Annotated in this window: 17 protein-coding genes; 6 read left to right on the top strand and 11 right to left on the bottom strand. The window is 45.6% G+C overall.

The genetic code is table 11. The annotated features are described in order from the left end of the window. Positions 1-3: 3 nt before the first annotated feature. From DB398_RS05495 to DB398_RS05460, 8 genes are all read right to left on the bottom strand, one after another. Entirely contained in the window at positions 4-882 is an 879-nt protein-coding gene (locus tag DB398_RS05495; protein WP_108423397.1) for a mechanosensitive ion channel family protein, read from the bottom strand. Positions 883-888: 6 nt separating this feature from the next. Beyond that, on the bottom strand, positions 889-2,229 hold the full coding sequence (locus DB398_RS05490; protein ID WP_108423396.1) for an ABC transporter permease: 1,341 nt from the start codon (positions 2,227-2,229) through the stop codon (positions 889-891). Further along, positions 2,219-3,157 (bottom strand): ABC transporter ATP-binding protein, encoded by a 939-nt coding sequence (locus tag DB398_RS05485; protein WP_108423395.1) that lies wholly within the window; start codon positions 3,155-3,157, stop codon positions 2,219-2,221. Before DB398_RS05485 ends, DB398_RS05490 begins: the two co-directional genes overlap by 11 nt. A gap of 182 nt (positions 3,158-3,339) precedes the next feature. Further along, the gene (gene dnaJ, locus DB398_RS05480; RefSeq protein WP_108423394.1) at positions 3,340-4,461 is read right to left on the bottom strand and encodes a molecular chaperone DnaJ; all 1,122 of its coding nucleotides are present in this window, start codon (positions 4,459-4,461) and stop codon (positions 3,340-3,342) included. 6 nt (positions 4,462-4,467) lie between these two features. After that, entirely contained in the window at positions 4,468-5,043 is a 576-nt protein-coding gene (locus tag DB398_RS05475) for a nucleotide exchange factor GrpE (RefSeq protein WP_108423586.1), read from the bottom strand. Positions 5,044-5,177: 134 nt separating this feature from the next. Beyond that, positions 5,178-6,140, bottom strand: coding sequence for a TIGR01777 family oxidoreductase (locus DB398_RS05470; RefSeq protein WP_108423393.1), 963 nt, complete (start codon positions 6,138-6,140; stop codon positions 5,178-5,180). Positions 6,141-6,276: 136 nt separating this feature from the next. After that, positions 6,277-6,939, bottom strand: a complete 663-nt coding sequence (gene mnmC2 / locus DB398_RS05465) for a tRNA (5-methylaminomethyl-2-thiouridine)(34)-methyltransferase MnmC2 (RefSeq protein ID WP_108423392.1) — start codon at positions 6,937-6,939, stop codon at positions 6,277-6,279. Between the two features lie 2 nt (positions 6,940-6,941). Continuing rightward, positions 6,942-7,412, bottom strand: a complete 471-nt coding sequence (locus DB398_RS05460; RefSeq protein ID WP_108423391.1) for a DUF4920 domain-containing protein — start codon at positions 7,410-7,412, stop codon at positions 6,942-6,944. Positions 7,413-7,518: 106 nt separating this feature from the next. Between DB398_RS05460 and DB398_RS05455 the strand changes: the two genes are divergently transcribed. Next, a complete protein-coding gene (locus tag DB398_RS05455; RefSeq protein WP_199913352.1) occupies positions 7,519-8,586 on the top strand; it encodes a branched-chain amino acid aminotransferase in 1,068 nt (355 codons plus the stop codon). Between the two features lie 27 nt (positions 8,587-8,613). On the opposite strand, the gene DB398_RS05450 is transcribed toward DB398_RS05455, so the two are convergent. Continuing rightward, positions 8,614-9,000: a pyrophosphohydrolase domain-containing protein gene (locus DB398_RS05450; RefSeq protein WP_108423390.1), complete on the bottom strand. Its 387-nt coding sequence runs from the start codon at positions 8,998-9,000 to the stop codon at positions 8,614-8,616. Between the two features lie 39 nt (positions 9,001-9,039). On the opposite strand from DB398_RS05450, the gene DB398_RS05445 reads away from it, so the two are divergent. The 5 genes from DB398_RS05445 (at position 9,040) to DB398_RS05420 (ending at position 13,025) form a co-directional block, all read left to right on the top strand. Then, a complete protein-coding gene (locus DB398_RS05445) occupies positions 9,040-9,228 on the top strand; it encodes a hypothetical protein (RefSeq protein ID WP_108423389.1) in 189 nt (62 codons plus the stop codon). Positions 9,229-9,539: 311 nt separating this feature from the next. After that, entirely contained in the window at positions 9,540-9,914 is a 375-nt protein-coding gene (crcB, locus tag DB398_RS05435; RefSeq protein ID WP_108423387.1) for a fluoride efflux transporter CrcB, read from the top strand. 268 nt (positions 9,915-10,182) lie between these two features. Then, positions 10,183-10,521: a P-II family nitrogen regulator gene (locus tag DB398_RS05430; protein ID WP_072877242.1), complete on the top strand. Its 339-nt coding sequence runs from the start codon at positions 10,183-10,185 to the stop codon at positions 10,519-10,521. Between the two features lie 32 nt (positions 10,522-10,553). Next, positions 10,554-11,837, top strand: coding sequence for an ammonium transporter (locus DB398_RS05425; protein ID WP_108423386.1), 1,284 nt, complete (start codon positions 10,554-10,556; stop codon positions 11,835-11,837). Positions 11,838-11,963: 126 nt separating this feature from the next. Next, entirely contained in the window at positions 11,964-13,025 is a 1,062-nt protein-coding gene (locus tag DB398_RS05420) for a porin (protein ID WP_108423385.1), read from the top strand. Positions 13,026-13,086: 61 nt separating this feature from the next. On the opposite strand, the gene DB398_RS05415 is transcribed toward DB398_RS05420, so the two are convergent. Together DB398_RS05415 and DB398_RS05410 are read right to left on the bottom strand one after the other, a co-directional pair. After that, the gene (locus tag DB398_RS05415; protein WP_108423384.1) at positions 13,087-13,725 is read right to left on the bottom strand and encodes a DUF1684 domain-containing protein; all 639 of its coding nucleotides are present in this window, start codon (positions 13,723-13,725) and stop codon (positions 13,087-13,089) included. 25 nt (positions 13,726-13,750) lie between these two features. Beyond that, entirely contained in the window at positions 13,751-15,169 is a 1,419-nt protein-coding gene (locus DB398_RS05410) for an alpha/beta hydrolase (protein WP_108423584.1), read from the bottom strand. Positions 15,170-15,225: the final 56 nt, after the last annotated feature.

Raw genomic sequence — 15,225 nt, 5'->3', positions numbered from 1 at the left:
GTTTTATTGGATGATATGGACATCCCGTTGCGGGAATGGAATGCTTATGTTGTTCTCTTTAAACCTGGCATTGATCTTATAGCGCATTTCACTTTTGATCCTCGGGTCCCTGAAACTGTCGTTGGTGAAAAAATGGACGGAAAACAGCAATGCGGAATCGCCAAAATCATCAAACAGTACAAATGGCTTTGGGTTCTTCAGGATCTGTTTCTGTTCCGTGGCCACCTGTTCCAAAATCTTGGTCACCAATTGCACGTCACTTCCGTAGGCAACGCCCACGCTCACCTTTTCCCGTGTGGTCCTGTGGTTCTGCGTATAGTTATAGACAATGTCACTGATGAATTTGTGATTGGGCAAAATGAGGACTTTATCGTCCCGTGTGATGGCCCTTGTGGTCCGCAGTTTGATCTCGAACACCTTTCCTACCTTGCCATCCACCTCCACAATGTCACCTACCTGCAACGACTTGTCTATGATGATGAAAACACCTCCGAGAATATCCTTGAACAGATCCTGCAATGCCAGTCCCAGACCCACAAAGAGTACCGCGGATGCCGTGATCACCAACGTAATGTCCACCCCGGCCACACTCAGTGTAACGAACACGGCGATCAGATAGACCAAATAGTTGATGAACTTGAAGATGCTGGTGAACTTTTGTTTGTCCTCCTGCTCCATCTTTCGGGTGATCAAGTGCCGGAGCCATTTCATGATGAATTTGGCCACGATAATGGCCAAGGTCAAAAGCAATAGCAACCCTATCGTCAGGTTGATGGATTTTTCACCTTCCCCGATATGGATGCCCAAGTTGAGGAACTCCTTGATGGACCCCCAGATATCCTCTTCGAGGATTTCCTTTATTTCTTCTGCTCCGTCTTGCATGTTACATTAATATCTCAACCACTTGATCAACTCTTTGTACGTGGGCTTTTTGCCATACATCAAAATACCGACCCTATAGATCTTGGCCGCCAACGACACAATACCCAAAAAGGTAACGATCAACAGGGAAATGGACAACAATAATTGCCATAAAGGTACGCCACCTTGCCCAATCCCTCCCGGTAGCCGCATGAGCATCACGATGGGCGATGTGAGCGGAAACAGGGAAAAGGCCACTGCTATGGGGCCGTTCGGGTTACTGAACACCGAAAAGAAGCCCACATAAATACCCAACATCAACGGCATTATGATCGGGAATATGAACTGCTGCGTATCCGTTTCATTGTCCACTGCGGCACCAATTGCCGCATAAATGGAACTATAGATCAGGTAGCCCAATACAAAGTAAACAAAAAAGGACACGATCAATAATCCCCATGGAATGTCGAATACTTCCTTGGCATACATCATCATTTCGCTGTCCATGGAGGAAAATTGGGACATTCCCCCCATGGTCTCCTGTGGCAGCGGGGTATCGCCAGTCATGGCCCCGAGGTCCAGTCCCAACAAGAGCACGGCAAGCATTAGCAGGATGGAGGCCGAAATGATCCAAATGGCAAACTGGGTGATCCCCGCCAATGAGGTCCCGATGATCTTGCCCAACATCAATTGGAACGGTTTCACTGAAGATATGATCACTTCAATGATCCTGCTTGTTTTCTCCTCGATCACGCTCCGCATCACAAACCCTCCGTATATGATAATGAACATCATGATGGCATAGCCAAAACCGCCACCTATGAACGCCTTGATCTCGTTGATGCCCTTTAAGCTCTTTTCCCCTTCAAAAGTGGAGAGGTTCAGCCCGAAGGGCTTTTCCACCTCGGAAAACTGGTCCGATGAAACCCCCAATTTTCCCAAACGGTCCTGCCGCAACTGTTTCTGGAAAATATCTTCCAATTGTTGGGTCACGCTGGTGTTGGGATTGTCCTTGGTGTATAGATGTGCTTGGCGGGCCACATTTTCGATGCTGCCCCCGCTGGGAATATGGAGCAGTCCATAATAGCCCATGGAAGCTGTTGAATCCTTTGCAGCCTCAAGAGAAATTTGGTCCAGATACACATAGGAAATGTTTCTGGTCGAGATGAAGCCCTCATCAAAATAGTTGCTCTCGTTCAAAACGGAGACTACCCTTACCTCGTCATCATTAATCTTGGCCAGATAGGCGATCAGTACGATCATCCCCACGATCAGCAGGGGACTCAGAATGGTCATTACAATAAAGGAACGGTTCCTCACCTTTGCCAGATACTCCCGTTTGATGATCAGCCCCAGTTTACTTCCCATTGTCCTTGCTGTTTACGGTTTGTATAAATATGTCGCTGGCCGATGGAATGGTCTCTTCAAATCGGTTCACGTTCGCCACTTTTGAAAGTTCCGCCAATATTTCAGAGGTATGTGAAGAAGGTAATTGCACCTTGAAATCCAGTTGTTTTTCAAGCAGGTCGATGTTGGACGAGATGATATTGAACTTTTCGCCCAATGTCCGTATCAGGGCCTCACCATCTTGCTGTATCTGCAACCCAACATTGAAAATATTGTTCTTATAGGCTTTCTTGATATCGGATAGTTTGCCGTCCAGAATCTTTTCCGATTTATGGATCAAGGCGATGTACTCACAGAGTTCCTCCACGGATTCCATGCGGTGTGTGGAGAAAATGATGGATGCCCCTTTTTTCTTCAGTTCGATGATCTCATCTTTGATGATGTTCGCATTGATGGGGTCAAAACCACTGAAGGGTTCATCAAAAATGAGCAACTTGGGTTCGTGCAGCACAGTCACGATGAACTGTACTTTTTGGGCCATTCCCTTGGATAGCTCCTGAATCTTTTTGTTCCACCAATCGCCGATGTCCAAGCGATCGAACCAATACTTGAGCCGCTTCTTGGCCTCACTCTTGGACAGTCCCTTGAGCTGTGCCAGATACAGGGCCTGCTCCCCTACCTTCATGCTCTTGTATAGCCCTCGCTCTTCGGGCAAATACCCAATAAGGGCAATATGGTCGGGTGCCAAAGGAGTTCCATTGAAGAAAATCTCGCCTGCATCCTGATGGGTAATCTGGTTGATGATGCGTATAAAAGAGGTCTTTCCTGCCCCATTTGGCCCTAAAAGTCCATAGATGCAGTTCTCTGGGATTTCAAGTGAAATGTTGCTCAACGCTTTGTGATTTCCGTAGGATTTGGAAACGTTTTTGGCAACAAGGATGTGATCCATGCAAACAATTTTTTCAAAGATATGTATTTGCCCAATAACGGCATACCCCTAAAAAACAAAACCCACCCTCAAATGAATTCAAGGATGGGAAAAAAATTGCTATGAAAAAGAAAATTAGATATTGGTCACCCAACATCAGTTCCAAATATACGTTTTTTATTTAAACAGCAATATTTTTCTTCTTAAGAGAACATATCTTTTACCTTTTCAAAGAAAGATTTATCGCTTTTCTCGGGTTTTGGTGCAAAATTCTCATCGTTCTGCATCCGTTCAAAAAATTCTTTCTGTTCCTTGTTCAGCTCCTTTGGGGTCCACACGTTCACGTGTACCAATAGGTCTCCACTTCCGTACCCGTTGATACTGGAAATTCCTTTGCCCCTGAGCCTCAATATCTTTCCGGATTGTATGCCCGGCTCCAGTTTAATGCGGACCTTTCCTCCCACGGAATCAATTTCCTTGGAACTTCCCAACACGGCCTCCGGGATACTGATGTACAGATCATAGTGCAGGTTGTCGCCCTCTCGTTTAAGGGTATCGTGCTCAACGGTCTCAATGGCGACCAACAGGTCTCCGGCAATTCCGTTCCCGGGTGCATCATTGCCCTTTCCGGATACTTTCAACTGCATCCCATCTTCCACCCCTGGCGGTATTTTGATGGATACGGTCTCTTCCTCCACTTTGAGCCCCTGGGCATCTGCCCCTGCGGGTCGTTTATCAATGGTCTGCCCAGAACCACCACAGGCACTACAGGTGGTGGCCGTCTGCATCCTCCCCAAAATGGTATTGGTGATCTTGGTGATCTGTCCGGTTCCGTTACAGGTGGGACAGGTCTTGTAGGTCACGCCATCGGCCTGTATCTTTCTCCTTACCTTGATTTTCTTCTCCACACCATTGGCCACTTCTTCCAAGGTCAGTTTTACGCGGATGCGAAGGTTACTGCCCTTCACTCTTCGCTGGCCACCGCCACCGAAACCTCCAAAACCACTAAAGCCTCCTCCGAAGGCACTGCCGAATATGTCGCCAAACTGACTGAAGATATCATCCATGTTCATACCTCCTCCGCCACCAAAACCGGAACTTCCATCGAATGCGGCATGTCCATACTGGTCATATCTGGCGCGCTTGTCAGGGTCGCTGAGCACCTCGTAGGCCTCGGCTGCTTTCTTGAACATTTCCTCGGCCTTGGCATCTCCTGGATTCTTGTCCGGGTGGAACTCAATTGCCTTTTTGCGATAGGCTTTCTTGATTTCCGCCGCGGTCGCTCCTTTGGAGACCCCTAATATTTCATAAAAATCTTCCTTCATACCGCTCTAGTTTCCAACCACTACTTTTGGGTGCCTGATGATACGGTCTCCCAGCTTGAACCCTTTCTCTACCACATCCAGAATCTTGCCTTTCAATTTCTTGTCCGGGGCCGGAATCTGGGTGATGGCATCGTGCACTTCGGCATCAAAGGCATCGCCTTGTTTGACCTCTATTTGTTCCAATCCCTTGTTTTTCAGGGTTTCATTGAATTTATTACTGATGAGTTCCACTCCCTTGAACATTTCCTTGTCCTCGGATTTGGAAAGTTCCTTCAGGGCACGGTCAAAATCGTCCAAAACAGGCAAAAGGGACACTATGACTTCTTGTCCGGCCGTCTTGAACAGATCCATGCGCTCCTTGGAGGTCCTTCTCTTAAAGTTTTCAAACTCGGCAAAAAGTCTTAGGAACTTGTCCTTCTCCTTGGCCAGTTCTTCACGCAATTGGTCCTCTACGGAAACCTCTTCTTGCAACTCCTCCCCTTGTTCCACATCTACATTTTCACCGTTCAGTTCAGTACTTTCGGAAGTCTGCCCGTTTTTCGGTTCTCCTTCCATTTCCTCAACCTTGCTCTTATTGCTCATATGTGTTTGTTTTATTTCCTTTTCCTGAAACGGCAAAAGTACTGCCATTTGTCCAAAAATGTCAAAATGTCACTACAAAACATAAAAAAATCCGCCTTTGCGGATTCCTTTTGCGTTCTGATGGACAATCCCTGCTAGACCACTTCCTTTTCAGCCGTCCGCACGGATGGGACGTCAGTTTGCTTTTCCAAGGAATATAGGTCTTCCAAAGCTGTACAAATATTGGCGTATTGGAAGGCAAATCCCATTTTCTCTATTTTTTTGCCACTTACTCGTTGGCTGTCCAAAAGAAGTTGAGACATTTTGCCCAAAGCTGCCCGAAGGACAAATTTTGGTACATGGGGAAGCCATAGTGGCCTATCCAGCACCCTCGCCAGTTCCTTGGTCATCTTGGTATTGGTGACGGGGTTTGGTGCAACGGCATTGAAGGTCCCTTTGAGGTTGTTCTCCACGACAAAAACGAACAGTTGTGCCAAATCCTCGATATGGACCCACGATTGCCATTGCTCTCCACTGCCCAACGGTGCACCGAAAAAATTCTTGACAGGAATCGCCATTTTGGGCAATGCCCCACCTTCAGTGGAAAGAACGACTCCTATCCTTACTTTCGATACAACAAGGCCCAACGTCTTGAAGGCATCTGCCTCCGTTTCCCATTTCTGGACAACTTCACCCAGAAAACCATCGGCAACCTCGGTTTCATCCTCATCGTAAAATTTGGAAAGGGAATCGGGATAGATCCCAATGGCCGACGCAGAGACAAGGCATTCCACCTCTGTTGCACCGGCCTTTTCCATTCCTTTTCGCAGTGTCCTTAGACTATCTATCCTGCTGGAAAGTACTCTTTTCTTATGCTTCGGGGTCCATCGTTTGGCAATGCTTGTTCCGGCCAGGTTGATAATCGCCTGGACCTGGTCAAAGCAGACAAGGTCTATTTCCCCTTTTGAGGGATTCCAATAAAAACCCTGAAAATCTTCGGAGGAAGAGATTTTGTCCCTACTCGTAGTCAAATAATTTACTGGGATACCTTTTGAGTGCAGCACCTTCACAATGGCCTGCCCCACCAATCCCGTAGCACCTGTTATCAACACCTTCATACCATCATTTTGATACAAATTTAATGGTTTAAGTGGCTGTTCCTGAGACGTTAATTTAGGTTTAACACAAATGCCCAAACTTTAGAATATTTTATGACAATCCCTGCAATACGAATTAACAGAAGATTGGGAAATGTCAGTTTTTGATGGCCCGTAGCATCTCTCTTTTGCCGGGTGGCCCGGGCAATCGTTCCACGGTAAAACCGACAGCTTGCATGGCACGCCTTACGCTTCCCTTGGCCGCGTAGGTGACCAAAACACCCCCTTGCTGCATTGCATCGTACATCTTGGAGAAAATTTCCTCGGTCCACAGTTCCGGTTGTACCCTGGCCCCAAAGGCATCAAAATAAACAAGGTTGAACAAGTTTTCGTCCTTCACCTCCAAGAAATCCTTTTTCTGCTTGGTCAAGACAAAGCCACCTGTAATGGGGTGCGGTTCTTCCCATGGGGTTTCGTGCATTCTTTGGAACTCCGTTTGTTTGTCCGCACAGTCCAATTGTGCACAATAGCCCAATTCCGCCACTTCTTCATTGGAAACCGGGAATGCCTCAACGCCCACATAATTGACGTCCAGCTTCAGTTTTGGTGCTTCCAATAAGGTTATGAGCGCATTGAGCCCTGTACCGAAACCAATTTCCAAAAGATTGATTTTCCGATCGGCAAACAACCGAAGTCCGTGGGTTATAAATACGTGATAGGCTTCCTGTACCGCGCCGTGCTTGGAATGGTACTGTTCGTCCCAATCCTCTATCTGGATGGTCTTTGAACCATCTGCGGTGAGGATGATCTTACGCTTCAAGATCAGTTGCCTATGAGCACGCCTTCCGCCTCAAAACGAAGGGTCCTTTTGGGCGCGGTGATCTGGGCCAACTCATCTTCGGAGGCACCTTCATCTTCTGCGTAGTGTTTTTGGTCCTCAACGGACATCTCTTCCAAAAAGGCCGCCCCGTTCATCACCACTTTTTTTCCGGCCGCATCTTTGGGCACAAAGAAACCGTAGTCCTTAAAGCGTACAAATACTTCGTCCTCGGAGTCCAATTTCACCTTCATCCAGCATCCCTTGGCCTGGCATACTTCCGTGACCTCGCCCATCATTTGGGTCTGTAGGGTATCGGTGGCCACCAATCCTTCATAAGGGGCCGATGTTTTGTCCACTTTGTTGGAAACCTTGAATTCCTCACCAAAATAATCGCCTTTTATGGTTTCTTGTTTGCAAGAGACTTGGCACAAAACCACTAACAATACGGCAGCAAAAGTGTTAAAAAGCTTCATTTTCAATAACGTTTAAAAAATTGTAGATCAAGTATAAAAAATCGATTTGTAAAACATTCAAAACTAACAATAAATAGCTAATTTTAACATTGAAAATGTAAGTGATATGGAAACAATGGTCAATAACATAGCTATAGAAAAGGCGAAGACCTCCAAAATCAAGGATGTCGATTTTGACAATCTTTCGTTTGGAAGCGTATATACCGACCACATGCTGGTCTGTGATTATAAGAACGGGGAATGGAGTGCTCCCAAAATAGTACCCTATCAACCCATCACATTGGATCCTTCTGCAAAGATTTTCCATTATGGACAATCCATCTTTGAAGGCATGAAGGCCTACAAGGATGAAGACGAAAAAGTATGGCTTTTCCGCCCGTTGGAAAACTTCAAGCGATTGAACAAATCCGCAAAGCGTTTGGCCATTCCCGAACTACCTGAAGCCTATTTCATGGAAGGGTTGACGGCCCTTATCCAATTGGAAAGTGACTGGGTCCCTAAAAATCCGGGCAGTTCCTTATATATAAGACCTTTTGTTTTTGCTTCGGGCAAAGGTTTCCATGCCTCCCCTGCCGGCGAATACAAGTTCATCATTGCATGTGCCCCATCCGGAGCCTATTTTTCAGGCAAGGTAAAGGTATTGATTGAGCAGACTTATTCACGTGCCGCCAATGGTGGTGTGGGCTATGCCAAGGCCGGTGGAAACTACGCCGGGCAGTTCTACCCGACCCAACTGGCTGCCGAAAAAGGATACCAACAGGTCATCTGGACAGACGACAACACCCACGAATTCATTGAGGAGGCTGGCGCCATGAACGTATTTGTACGAATCAACGATACCTTGCTCACGGCACCGACCAATGATCGTATCCTGGACGGCATCACCCGAAAGAGCATCTTGGACATTGCCAAAGATGAGGGCATCCAAATCGAGGTTCGAAAGGTATCTGTCCATGAATTGGTGGAAGCCGCCAAAAATGGCTCCCTAAAGGAAATGTTCGGTGCAGGTACTGCGGCTGTGGTATCCCCCATATCAGCCTTTGGCTATGAGGGTGTGGACTATGACCTTCCTGAACTGACGGACAGCTACGCCTCTCGTCTCAAAAAACGAATCACCGATATTCAATATAACCGCGCCGAAGATAAATTTGGATGGCGCCACGAGGTCATCTAACAAAAAAGGCACCAAAAGGTGCCTTTTTTATTTGTCCATTATGGTCTTGATATCCGGTTTGAAATAGTTGGGACCCTTCAGCACTTTACCATCTTCCCGATAGATCGGTTTACCATCCGCTCCCAGTTTGCTCATGTTGCTTTTCTGGATTTCCTCAAAAACTTCCTCAATTTTGTACTGCATCCCATGCTCCAAAATGGTACCGCAAAGAATGTAGAGCATATCCCCCAAGGCATCTGCAACCTCCACCAAGTCGCCCTCGTTGGCCGCATCCAGATATTCTTTGTTCTCCTCGTCCATCAAATTGAACCTAAGTAGGTTTTTTTCCATTCCCAAGTTTGCCTTGGGTTCCTGGGAAACTCCCAATCCAAATGAATTGTGGAAAAGTTCCACTGCCTTGATTTTACTTTCCATTGCCCTTGTTTTGGTTTAAATTTGCACAAAAATAAAAATATGTTCAGCACGGGACAGCTCATTTTTGCCGCATTTTTCTTCATTGCTTTTGTCGCCATCATCATTCTTTCCTATAAAAAGGACAAAAAATTGCACAAAAAGAATTACAAGGGAGTTGTCCAGATCTTGGTTTCATTTATAACTTTTATAATAATCCTCTTCCTGATCAAACACTTTCTCAAAAATTAACACCAATCTTGCCTTCACTACAAAAATGAGGCGATTCACAACTTAAAGTAGGGTTTGGGACGTATATTATAAGAAAACACGTACTTTTGTTTAACATTAATTTAGCATCGACAAATGACCTCATTTCTCAGCATTTTATTCGTTTTGCTCGCAATTAATGCAATTCTGTTGATCTTCAGTGTCAATGGAGCTAGCAAAAGGTTCAAAAAACCGACCCTCAAACTTTCAGAAAGTTCCATTACCAAACTCTTCCCCCGCGAGACTTCTGAAACCGAGTACAAAGAAGCTGTTTAATTTATACCTTTAGGGGTATGAAGCAGGCTTTTCTTGTTTTTTTGGGAGGTGGATTGGGTAGCGTTCTTCGCTATCTTATCTCCAGACCCCTTAACCCCCTTTTTCAAAATTTTTTTCTTGGCACCTTTTTGGTCAATATGATTGGCTGCTTGCTGATTGGTTTTGTTCTTGGCATCTCCGCCAAAGGCAATCTTCTTTCCTCCAACGGCGCCCTGTTTTTGGCGACCGGGTTCTGCGGAGGCTTTACTACCTTTTCAGCCTTTGCTTTTGAAAAGCATCATTTATTGCGCAATGGTGAACTCCTCAACTTCGCCCTGTACATGCTGTCCAGTGTAGGTATCGGCATTCTTGCCGTCGTCCTTGGTCTATGGCTGGCCAAATCCATCAGCTAGTTACAATTTCATTTTTTCAGTTAAAAAACGTTAAAAATTGAACAATTGTCATCATAAAATAACTTTATGATTGATAAAATTCATTTGTTTAAGACAATTGTTAAGAAAAAATAAACAAATAAATAATTTTATGTAAGCTATAATTCAATACCCCTAAATTTTTAGGGGTATTTTTTTTATAACAATAAAAATTTTCAGTTATACCCATATATTTTGATGGTCTCGTATTGATTAACATATATTTGGCAAATCAATTAACTACTTCATTATGAAAAAAGTCGAGGCAATTATTAGAAAATCCAAATTTGACGAAGTGAAGAAAGCACTTCATCAGATTGAGGTCAACTTCTTTAGTTACTGGGATGTAACAGGGGTTGGAAATGAAAAACAAGGACATGTGTATCGCGGGATCTCCTACAGCACCAGCGATATACAGAGAAGGTATTTGGTTATCGTTGTGTCCGATGACTTTCTGGAGCGAACCATCAATGTCCTTTTGGACACGGCTAGCACAGGAAACGTCGGTGATGGGAAAATCTTCGTCTCAGATATGATCGAGGCCTACAGGATCAGGACCAAGGAAAGTGGCAGCGCCGGAATCAATTAAAACACAACCAAATTAACACAAAAACTTAGATTATGATTGTACAAGAACAAGAAGCGATAGATAAAGCCATTGAAGCCATCACTGGCGACATGGGCGCGCTGTGGATCACCATTGCGGCCATTCTGGTATTTTTTATGCAAGCAGGGTTCACCCTGTTGGAGATAGGGTTCACGCGAAGCAAGAACTCCGGTAACATCATCATGAAGAACATCATGGACCTTGCGATTGGTTCCATCATGTTCTGGGCCTTAGGTTATGGCATCATGTATGGAAGTGACCTCGTTGGTGGCGGTTTTTTCAGGACCAGCCCCTCCGATCAAGGCTATTTCTTTTTTAGCGCATCGGATTGGTACAACCTGTTCTTCCAAACCGTGTTCTGTGCCACTGCGGCGACCATTGTTTCTGGAGCCATTGCAGAACGAACCAAATTTTCCACCTATCTTATCTTTTCGGCCGTACTCACCACATTGATCTACCCTATTTCCGGTAGCTGGTACTGGCCTTTTGATGACGATGCCTGGTTGAACACCGCTGGCTTCATCGATTTTGCCGGTTCTTCCGTGGTACACGCCGTAGGTGGTTCTGCCGCATTGGTGGCCGCCATTCTGGTTGGCCCAAGGATCGGTAAATATGTAGACGGGAAGGCACAGGCCATACCTGGTCACAACATGGCCTTTGGAGCACTTGGTGTCCTTATCCTTTGGTTGGGATGGTTCGGTTTCAACGGAGGTTCACAATTGGCCTGGGGCGGTGATGATACCGTTGCGGCCGGAAGTGTGATCATCAACACCAACATTGCTGCGGCCATTGGCGCCATAGCAGCTTTGTTCTTCACTTGGATCAAATACGGAAAAGCGGATATTTCCATGACCCTCAACGGTGCATTGGCCGGATTGGTAGGTATTACTGCCGGTTGCGGTGCCGTGAGCGCTTTGGGATCTTTGGCCATTGGCCTTATTTGCGGTATTGTGGTGGTACTCTCCATTGAGTTCATCGACAAGAAATTGAAGATAGACGACCCAGTAGGTGCCATTTCCGTACACGGAGTATGTGGTTTCTTGGGAACTGTCCTTATCGGTTTCTTTGCTTTGGATGGTGGAATTTTTTACGGCGGAAGCGCAAAATTGCTATGGGTACAGACCTATGGTTCTTTGGCCTATATCCTTTGGGCGGCCCTAGCCTCCTTTATAGTGCTTTTCATCTTGAAGAAAACTATCGGGCTACGTGTATCCGAGGAAGAAGAAGTTGACGGATTGGACATCCACGAACATGGTGTGGAGGCTTATCCTGAGCACATTTCTTCCCAAAACAATTAAACTCACAACTACAAGAAAAGAAAACGGAGCGTTTGGCAGAACGCTCCGTTGATAACCTTTTCAATCAAACTCACAATTAAACAACTAACTGTCCTCTACAAAAAGGACAACTAAAACGATTATGATATGAAAACGATTATAAATACAAATTTCGGAAAAATTTTCATTCTTGCCCTATTGACCTTGACCGTGTCCACTGCTGTGGCGCAGGAAGAAGAAGAAACCAAGCCCAAGTTCAGTTTCAGTGGTTCTGTGGATGCCTATTATAGGGCCAACCTTACTGCACCAAACGATGAAGAATGGATAGCTCCCGGTTCTTCTTTTGCCCAACTTCCCGGTTTTTCTTTGGGCATGGCCAACCTTATTGCGGCCTATGAAGGTGAAAAAGTAGGTTTTGTGGCCGATTTGGTGTTCGGTCCCCGCGGTACCGATGCCATTTTTGCATCCCCTATGTATTCCGCTACCGGTGATATCGTGAACCAGCTGTATGTGTACTGGAACGTGAGCGATGCCGTTACCCTTACCTTTGGTAATTTCAATACCTTTTTGGGTTATGAGGTCATCTCTCCAGTGGCTAACTTCAACTACAGCACTTCCTATTTGTTCTCCTATGGCCCATTTAGCCATACTGGATTGAAGGCTGATTTTGATTTGGGCAGCGATTGGTCCGCCATGCTTGCCGTGATGAACCCGACCGACCTTACCGAGTTCAACCCAACCGGCGACTACGCTGTGGGTGCGCAATTGGGCTATTCCGGTCAGTTCTTGAACTTCTTGTACAGCCAAGGTGGTTTTGAAATCGACTATACCGGTGGTTTTGATCTTTCCGAGGAATTCTTCTTGGGGTTGAACGCAGCCCATTTCAGTGCTGAAGATGATGGAGGGTCTTTCACAGGTGTGGCATTGTACCCTCAATATGCAGTATCCGAAACCTTTAGCCTTGGTTTAAGAGGGGAGTACTTCATGACAGGTGATTTCTTCGGAGATGCTGCCAGCATAGGTTCTGACATTGATGGTGATGGTAGTGTACTAGCACTTACATTGACTGGAAGCGCCACTATCGGGGATTTGATCTTGAAACCTGAAATTCGTTTGGATAGTTCTGCTGAGGAAGCGTTTATCGATAATGATTTGGCTCCAACCAAGAGCTTGGCTTCTGTGCTTTTCGCAGCCATCTATTCATTCTAAAAAGCAATAACCCAACCCAATACCAATAGAAAAGCCTTTTTCCTCTTGGATGAAGGCTTTTTTAGTCCTTGTTAAAATTTTTCACTCCTGCTCTCACTTTAGTTCTCAAATAATTTTGCCTTGGCACTAGAGGGCAGGAGTACTTTTTATTGTAAGCGCAATAGGGATTATAAGCCTTGTTGAAATCGATGACCAAGGTATCCCCTTCCGGGATGGAAAGGTCTATATAGCGGCCACCACCGTAGGTCTCCTCGCCATTGGTCGCATCCAAAAAGGGCAAAAACAGATAATCTTTGTACTCTTCTTGTTTCATCAGTTCCAAACTGCGATAGACCTCCAGTTGGCGTTCCTCCCCATTCAAGGTAAAATGGGCTATGCCAAACAAGACTTCCTGTGTTTTCCTATCGGTAGTGGTCGGCATAAAAAAGGGAATGGCGTCCGGGGTACGTTCAAACCTTGCCGTTACTATATATGATGTATCAGGTGCAAAAAAATCGAGTCCCTCAAAATCCTTTCGATGCTTGTCGGTCAAAGGCGAAGTTTCCGGGTCTTTGAAACTTTCATCCAATTCTTCCTGGAATTCCATAATCTCCGCCACCAAAGGTGAACCTGGCACTTCCTTTTTCCCATCGTGGTATTTTTTTTCCTGACCACAGGCCACCATCAATACAAAAAGAAAAAAAAGAGTAGAATATCTCATGAACAATAGTTTAAGTGAACTAAAATCAATTTTCGTCCATCTCGTACCTGGCATCTTTCAAGTACTTGGCCACCATTTCGTTAAATTCCGGGGTAATTCGGAACAATGCGGTATTTTCCAGACTGTAGAGTTTTTCCCTATCCTTAAAACCCTTTTTCAGCACTTCTTCCAAATAGAACAATGCCGTACCAAAATCCTCATTTTTGGCACTGAGGGATATCGTTTTTAAATAGTATTCCTCATTTTCGGGTTCCAAAATGGTCTTTAGCATGTAGAGGAACGCCAAGGCATCTTCATCTACCACACTATCGGACTCGATTGTTCCAATATTATCCAATGCAAGTGCGTTCACAAATCCCAACAAGCGATGTCCCATCTGTTTTTCATAGGGATTGGATCCTGAAATAAACTTTTTGATTTCGCCCATTTGATGGTTCCACCAGCCCAAATTGTTGAAATTGTGGGTATACACATCCTCCTCCATATAATAAAGGTAGTCCTCCTTCAGCAGGGATTCCTTGAGAAACGCAGAATTTTCGTTCCTCTTCATGGCCTTGAACTGTTTGTCGCGGCGAAGGTCCCTTTGCACCGTACGCAGGGAATCCAAGTTTTTGTGCGCGCCGTAAATGGACATCATCTCGGTCATGAACTGCTCCGCCCAAAGCAAGTCGCCTGTTCTTTGCAATTGATTGACTTTGTCAAGATCTTCCCGATATGCCCTTTCCACATACATGGAGTCCTTGGGGATGAGCCTTCGTCCCATGGCCGCCAACGTAAAGAGCTGCAAGCCTTTTTCGAGTTCGCCTATGCTGGGCCAATCTTTGTTGCCCTCATACAACAGCACTTGATTGGGAAACTTGAGCTTGTCCAACAGTTCAGTGTCATTGAGCATGGACACATAATTGTAGTTCTCCCGGCTCACGATCCCCACAAAATGAAAAGGGTCTTTTAGGTTCAGTAATTCCGTATTGGCAATGGAGGCCCCAACAGCGATCACGCCCCTTATCCCATTCAGAAGGATTGGGGTCAAACTCGCAAATCGCCCTCCTGCCGCTGCACCTCCTGCGTAGATCCGGTTGTGATCGATGGGCAACATTCCCATGGTTTTTTCCAAGGATTTGCTCACGGCGATCATACTATTGGTCAAGGAAACCGTGTCCCTCATTTTGGGAGCAGCCAGCACATATCCTTGCTTTTCGGCCGCCTGCACGAACATGGACATGGCCTGCCGTTCCTTGCCCTCCATTTCAAAAATCATCAGCAAAGGCCATTTTTTGTCCGCACTGAAGTTGGTGGGCAAATAGAGCGAAAAGGTGTTCTGGACAGAATCTTGGACGGGAATGGCCTCTATGATCTCTCCTTTTCTAAGCACCATTTGTTCCTGCGAAAGGATGTATGGGGCCGAAACCGTGGAAAGAAAGGCCAGTAGCAGTATTTTTTTCATATTCATCTATTAACAAAAACCTAGCCAAATAACCGGGTAGACTCCTTAAAATTAAT

This window comes from Flagellimonas amoyensis (assembly GCF_003058265.1).
Lineage (GTDB): Bacteria > Bacteroidota > Bacteroidia > Flavobacteriales > Flavobacteriaceae > Flagellimonas > Flagellimonas amoyensis.
This window is presented reverse-complemented; position numbering and strand designations above follow the sequence as displayed.

Excerpts from the sequence above, each read along its gene's own strand:
- DB398_RS05495 (WP_108423397.1), bottom strand. The coding sequence starts at position 882 with ATGCAAGACGGAGCAGAAGAAATAAAGGAAATCCTCGAAGAGGATATC.
- DB398_RS05490 (WP_108423396.1), bottom strand. The coding sequence starts at position 2,229 with ATGGGAAGTAAACTGGGGCTGATCATCAAACGGGAGTATCTGGCAAAG.
- DB398_RS05485 (WP_108423395.1), bottom strand. The coding sequence starts at position 3,157 with ATGGATCACATCCTTGTTGCCAAAAACGTTTCCAAATCCTACGGAAAT.
- dnaJ (WP_108423394.1), bottom strand. The coding sequence starts at position 4,461 with ATGAAGGAAGATTTTTATGAAATATTAGGGGTCTCCAAAGGAGCGACC.
- DB398_RS05475 (WP_108423586.1), bottom strand. The coding sequence starts at position 5,043 with ATGAGCAATAAGAGCAAGGTTGAGGAAATGGAAGGAGAACCGAAAAAC.
- DB398_RS05470 (WP_108423393.1), bottom strand. The coding sequence starts at position 6,140 with ATGAAGGTGTTGATAACAGGTGCTACGGGATTGGTGGGGCAGGCCATT.
- DB398_RS05460 (WP_108423391.1), bottom strand. The coding sequence starts at position 7,412 with ATGAAGCTTTTTAACACTTTTGCTGCCGTATTGTTAGTGGTTTTGTGC.
- DB398_RS05455 (WP_199913352.1), top strand. The coding sequence starts at position 7,519 with ATGGAAACAATGGTCAATAACATAGCTATAGAAAAGGCGAAGACCTCC.
- DB398_RS05450 (WP_108423390.1), bottom strand. The coding sequence starts at position 9,000 with ATGGAAAGTAAAATCAAGGCAGTGGAACTTTTCCACAATTCATTTGGA.
- DB398_RS05445 (WP_108423389.1), top strand. The coding sequence starts at position 9,040 with ATGTTCAGCACGGGACAGCTCATTTTTGCCGCATTTTTCTTCATTGCT.
- crcB (WP_108423387.1), top strand. The coding sequence starts at position 9,540 with ATGAAGCAGGCTTTTCTTGTTTTTTTGGGAGGTGGATTGGGTAGCGTT.
- DB398_RS05430 (WP_072877242.1), top strand. The coding sequence starts at position 10,183 with ATGAAAAAAGTCGAGGCAATTATTAGAAAATCCAAATTTGACGAAGTG.
- DB398_RS05425 (WP_108423386.1), top strand. The coding sequence starts at position 10,554 with ATGATTGTACAAGAACAAGAAGCGATAGATAAAGCCATTGAAGCCATC.
- DB398_RS05420 (WP_108423385.1), top strand. The coding sequence starts at position 11,964 with ATGAAAACGATTATAAATACAAATTTCGGAAAAATTTTCATTCTTGCC.
- DB398_RS05415 (WP_108423384.1), bottom strand. The coding sequence starts at position 13,725 with ATGAGATATTCTACTCTTTTTTTTCTTTTTGTATTGATGGTGGCCTGT.
- DB398_RS05410 (WP_108423584.1), bottom strand. The coding sequence starts at position 15,169 with ATGAAAAAAATACTGCTACTGGCCTTTCTTTCCACGGTTTCGGCCCCA.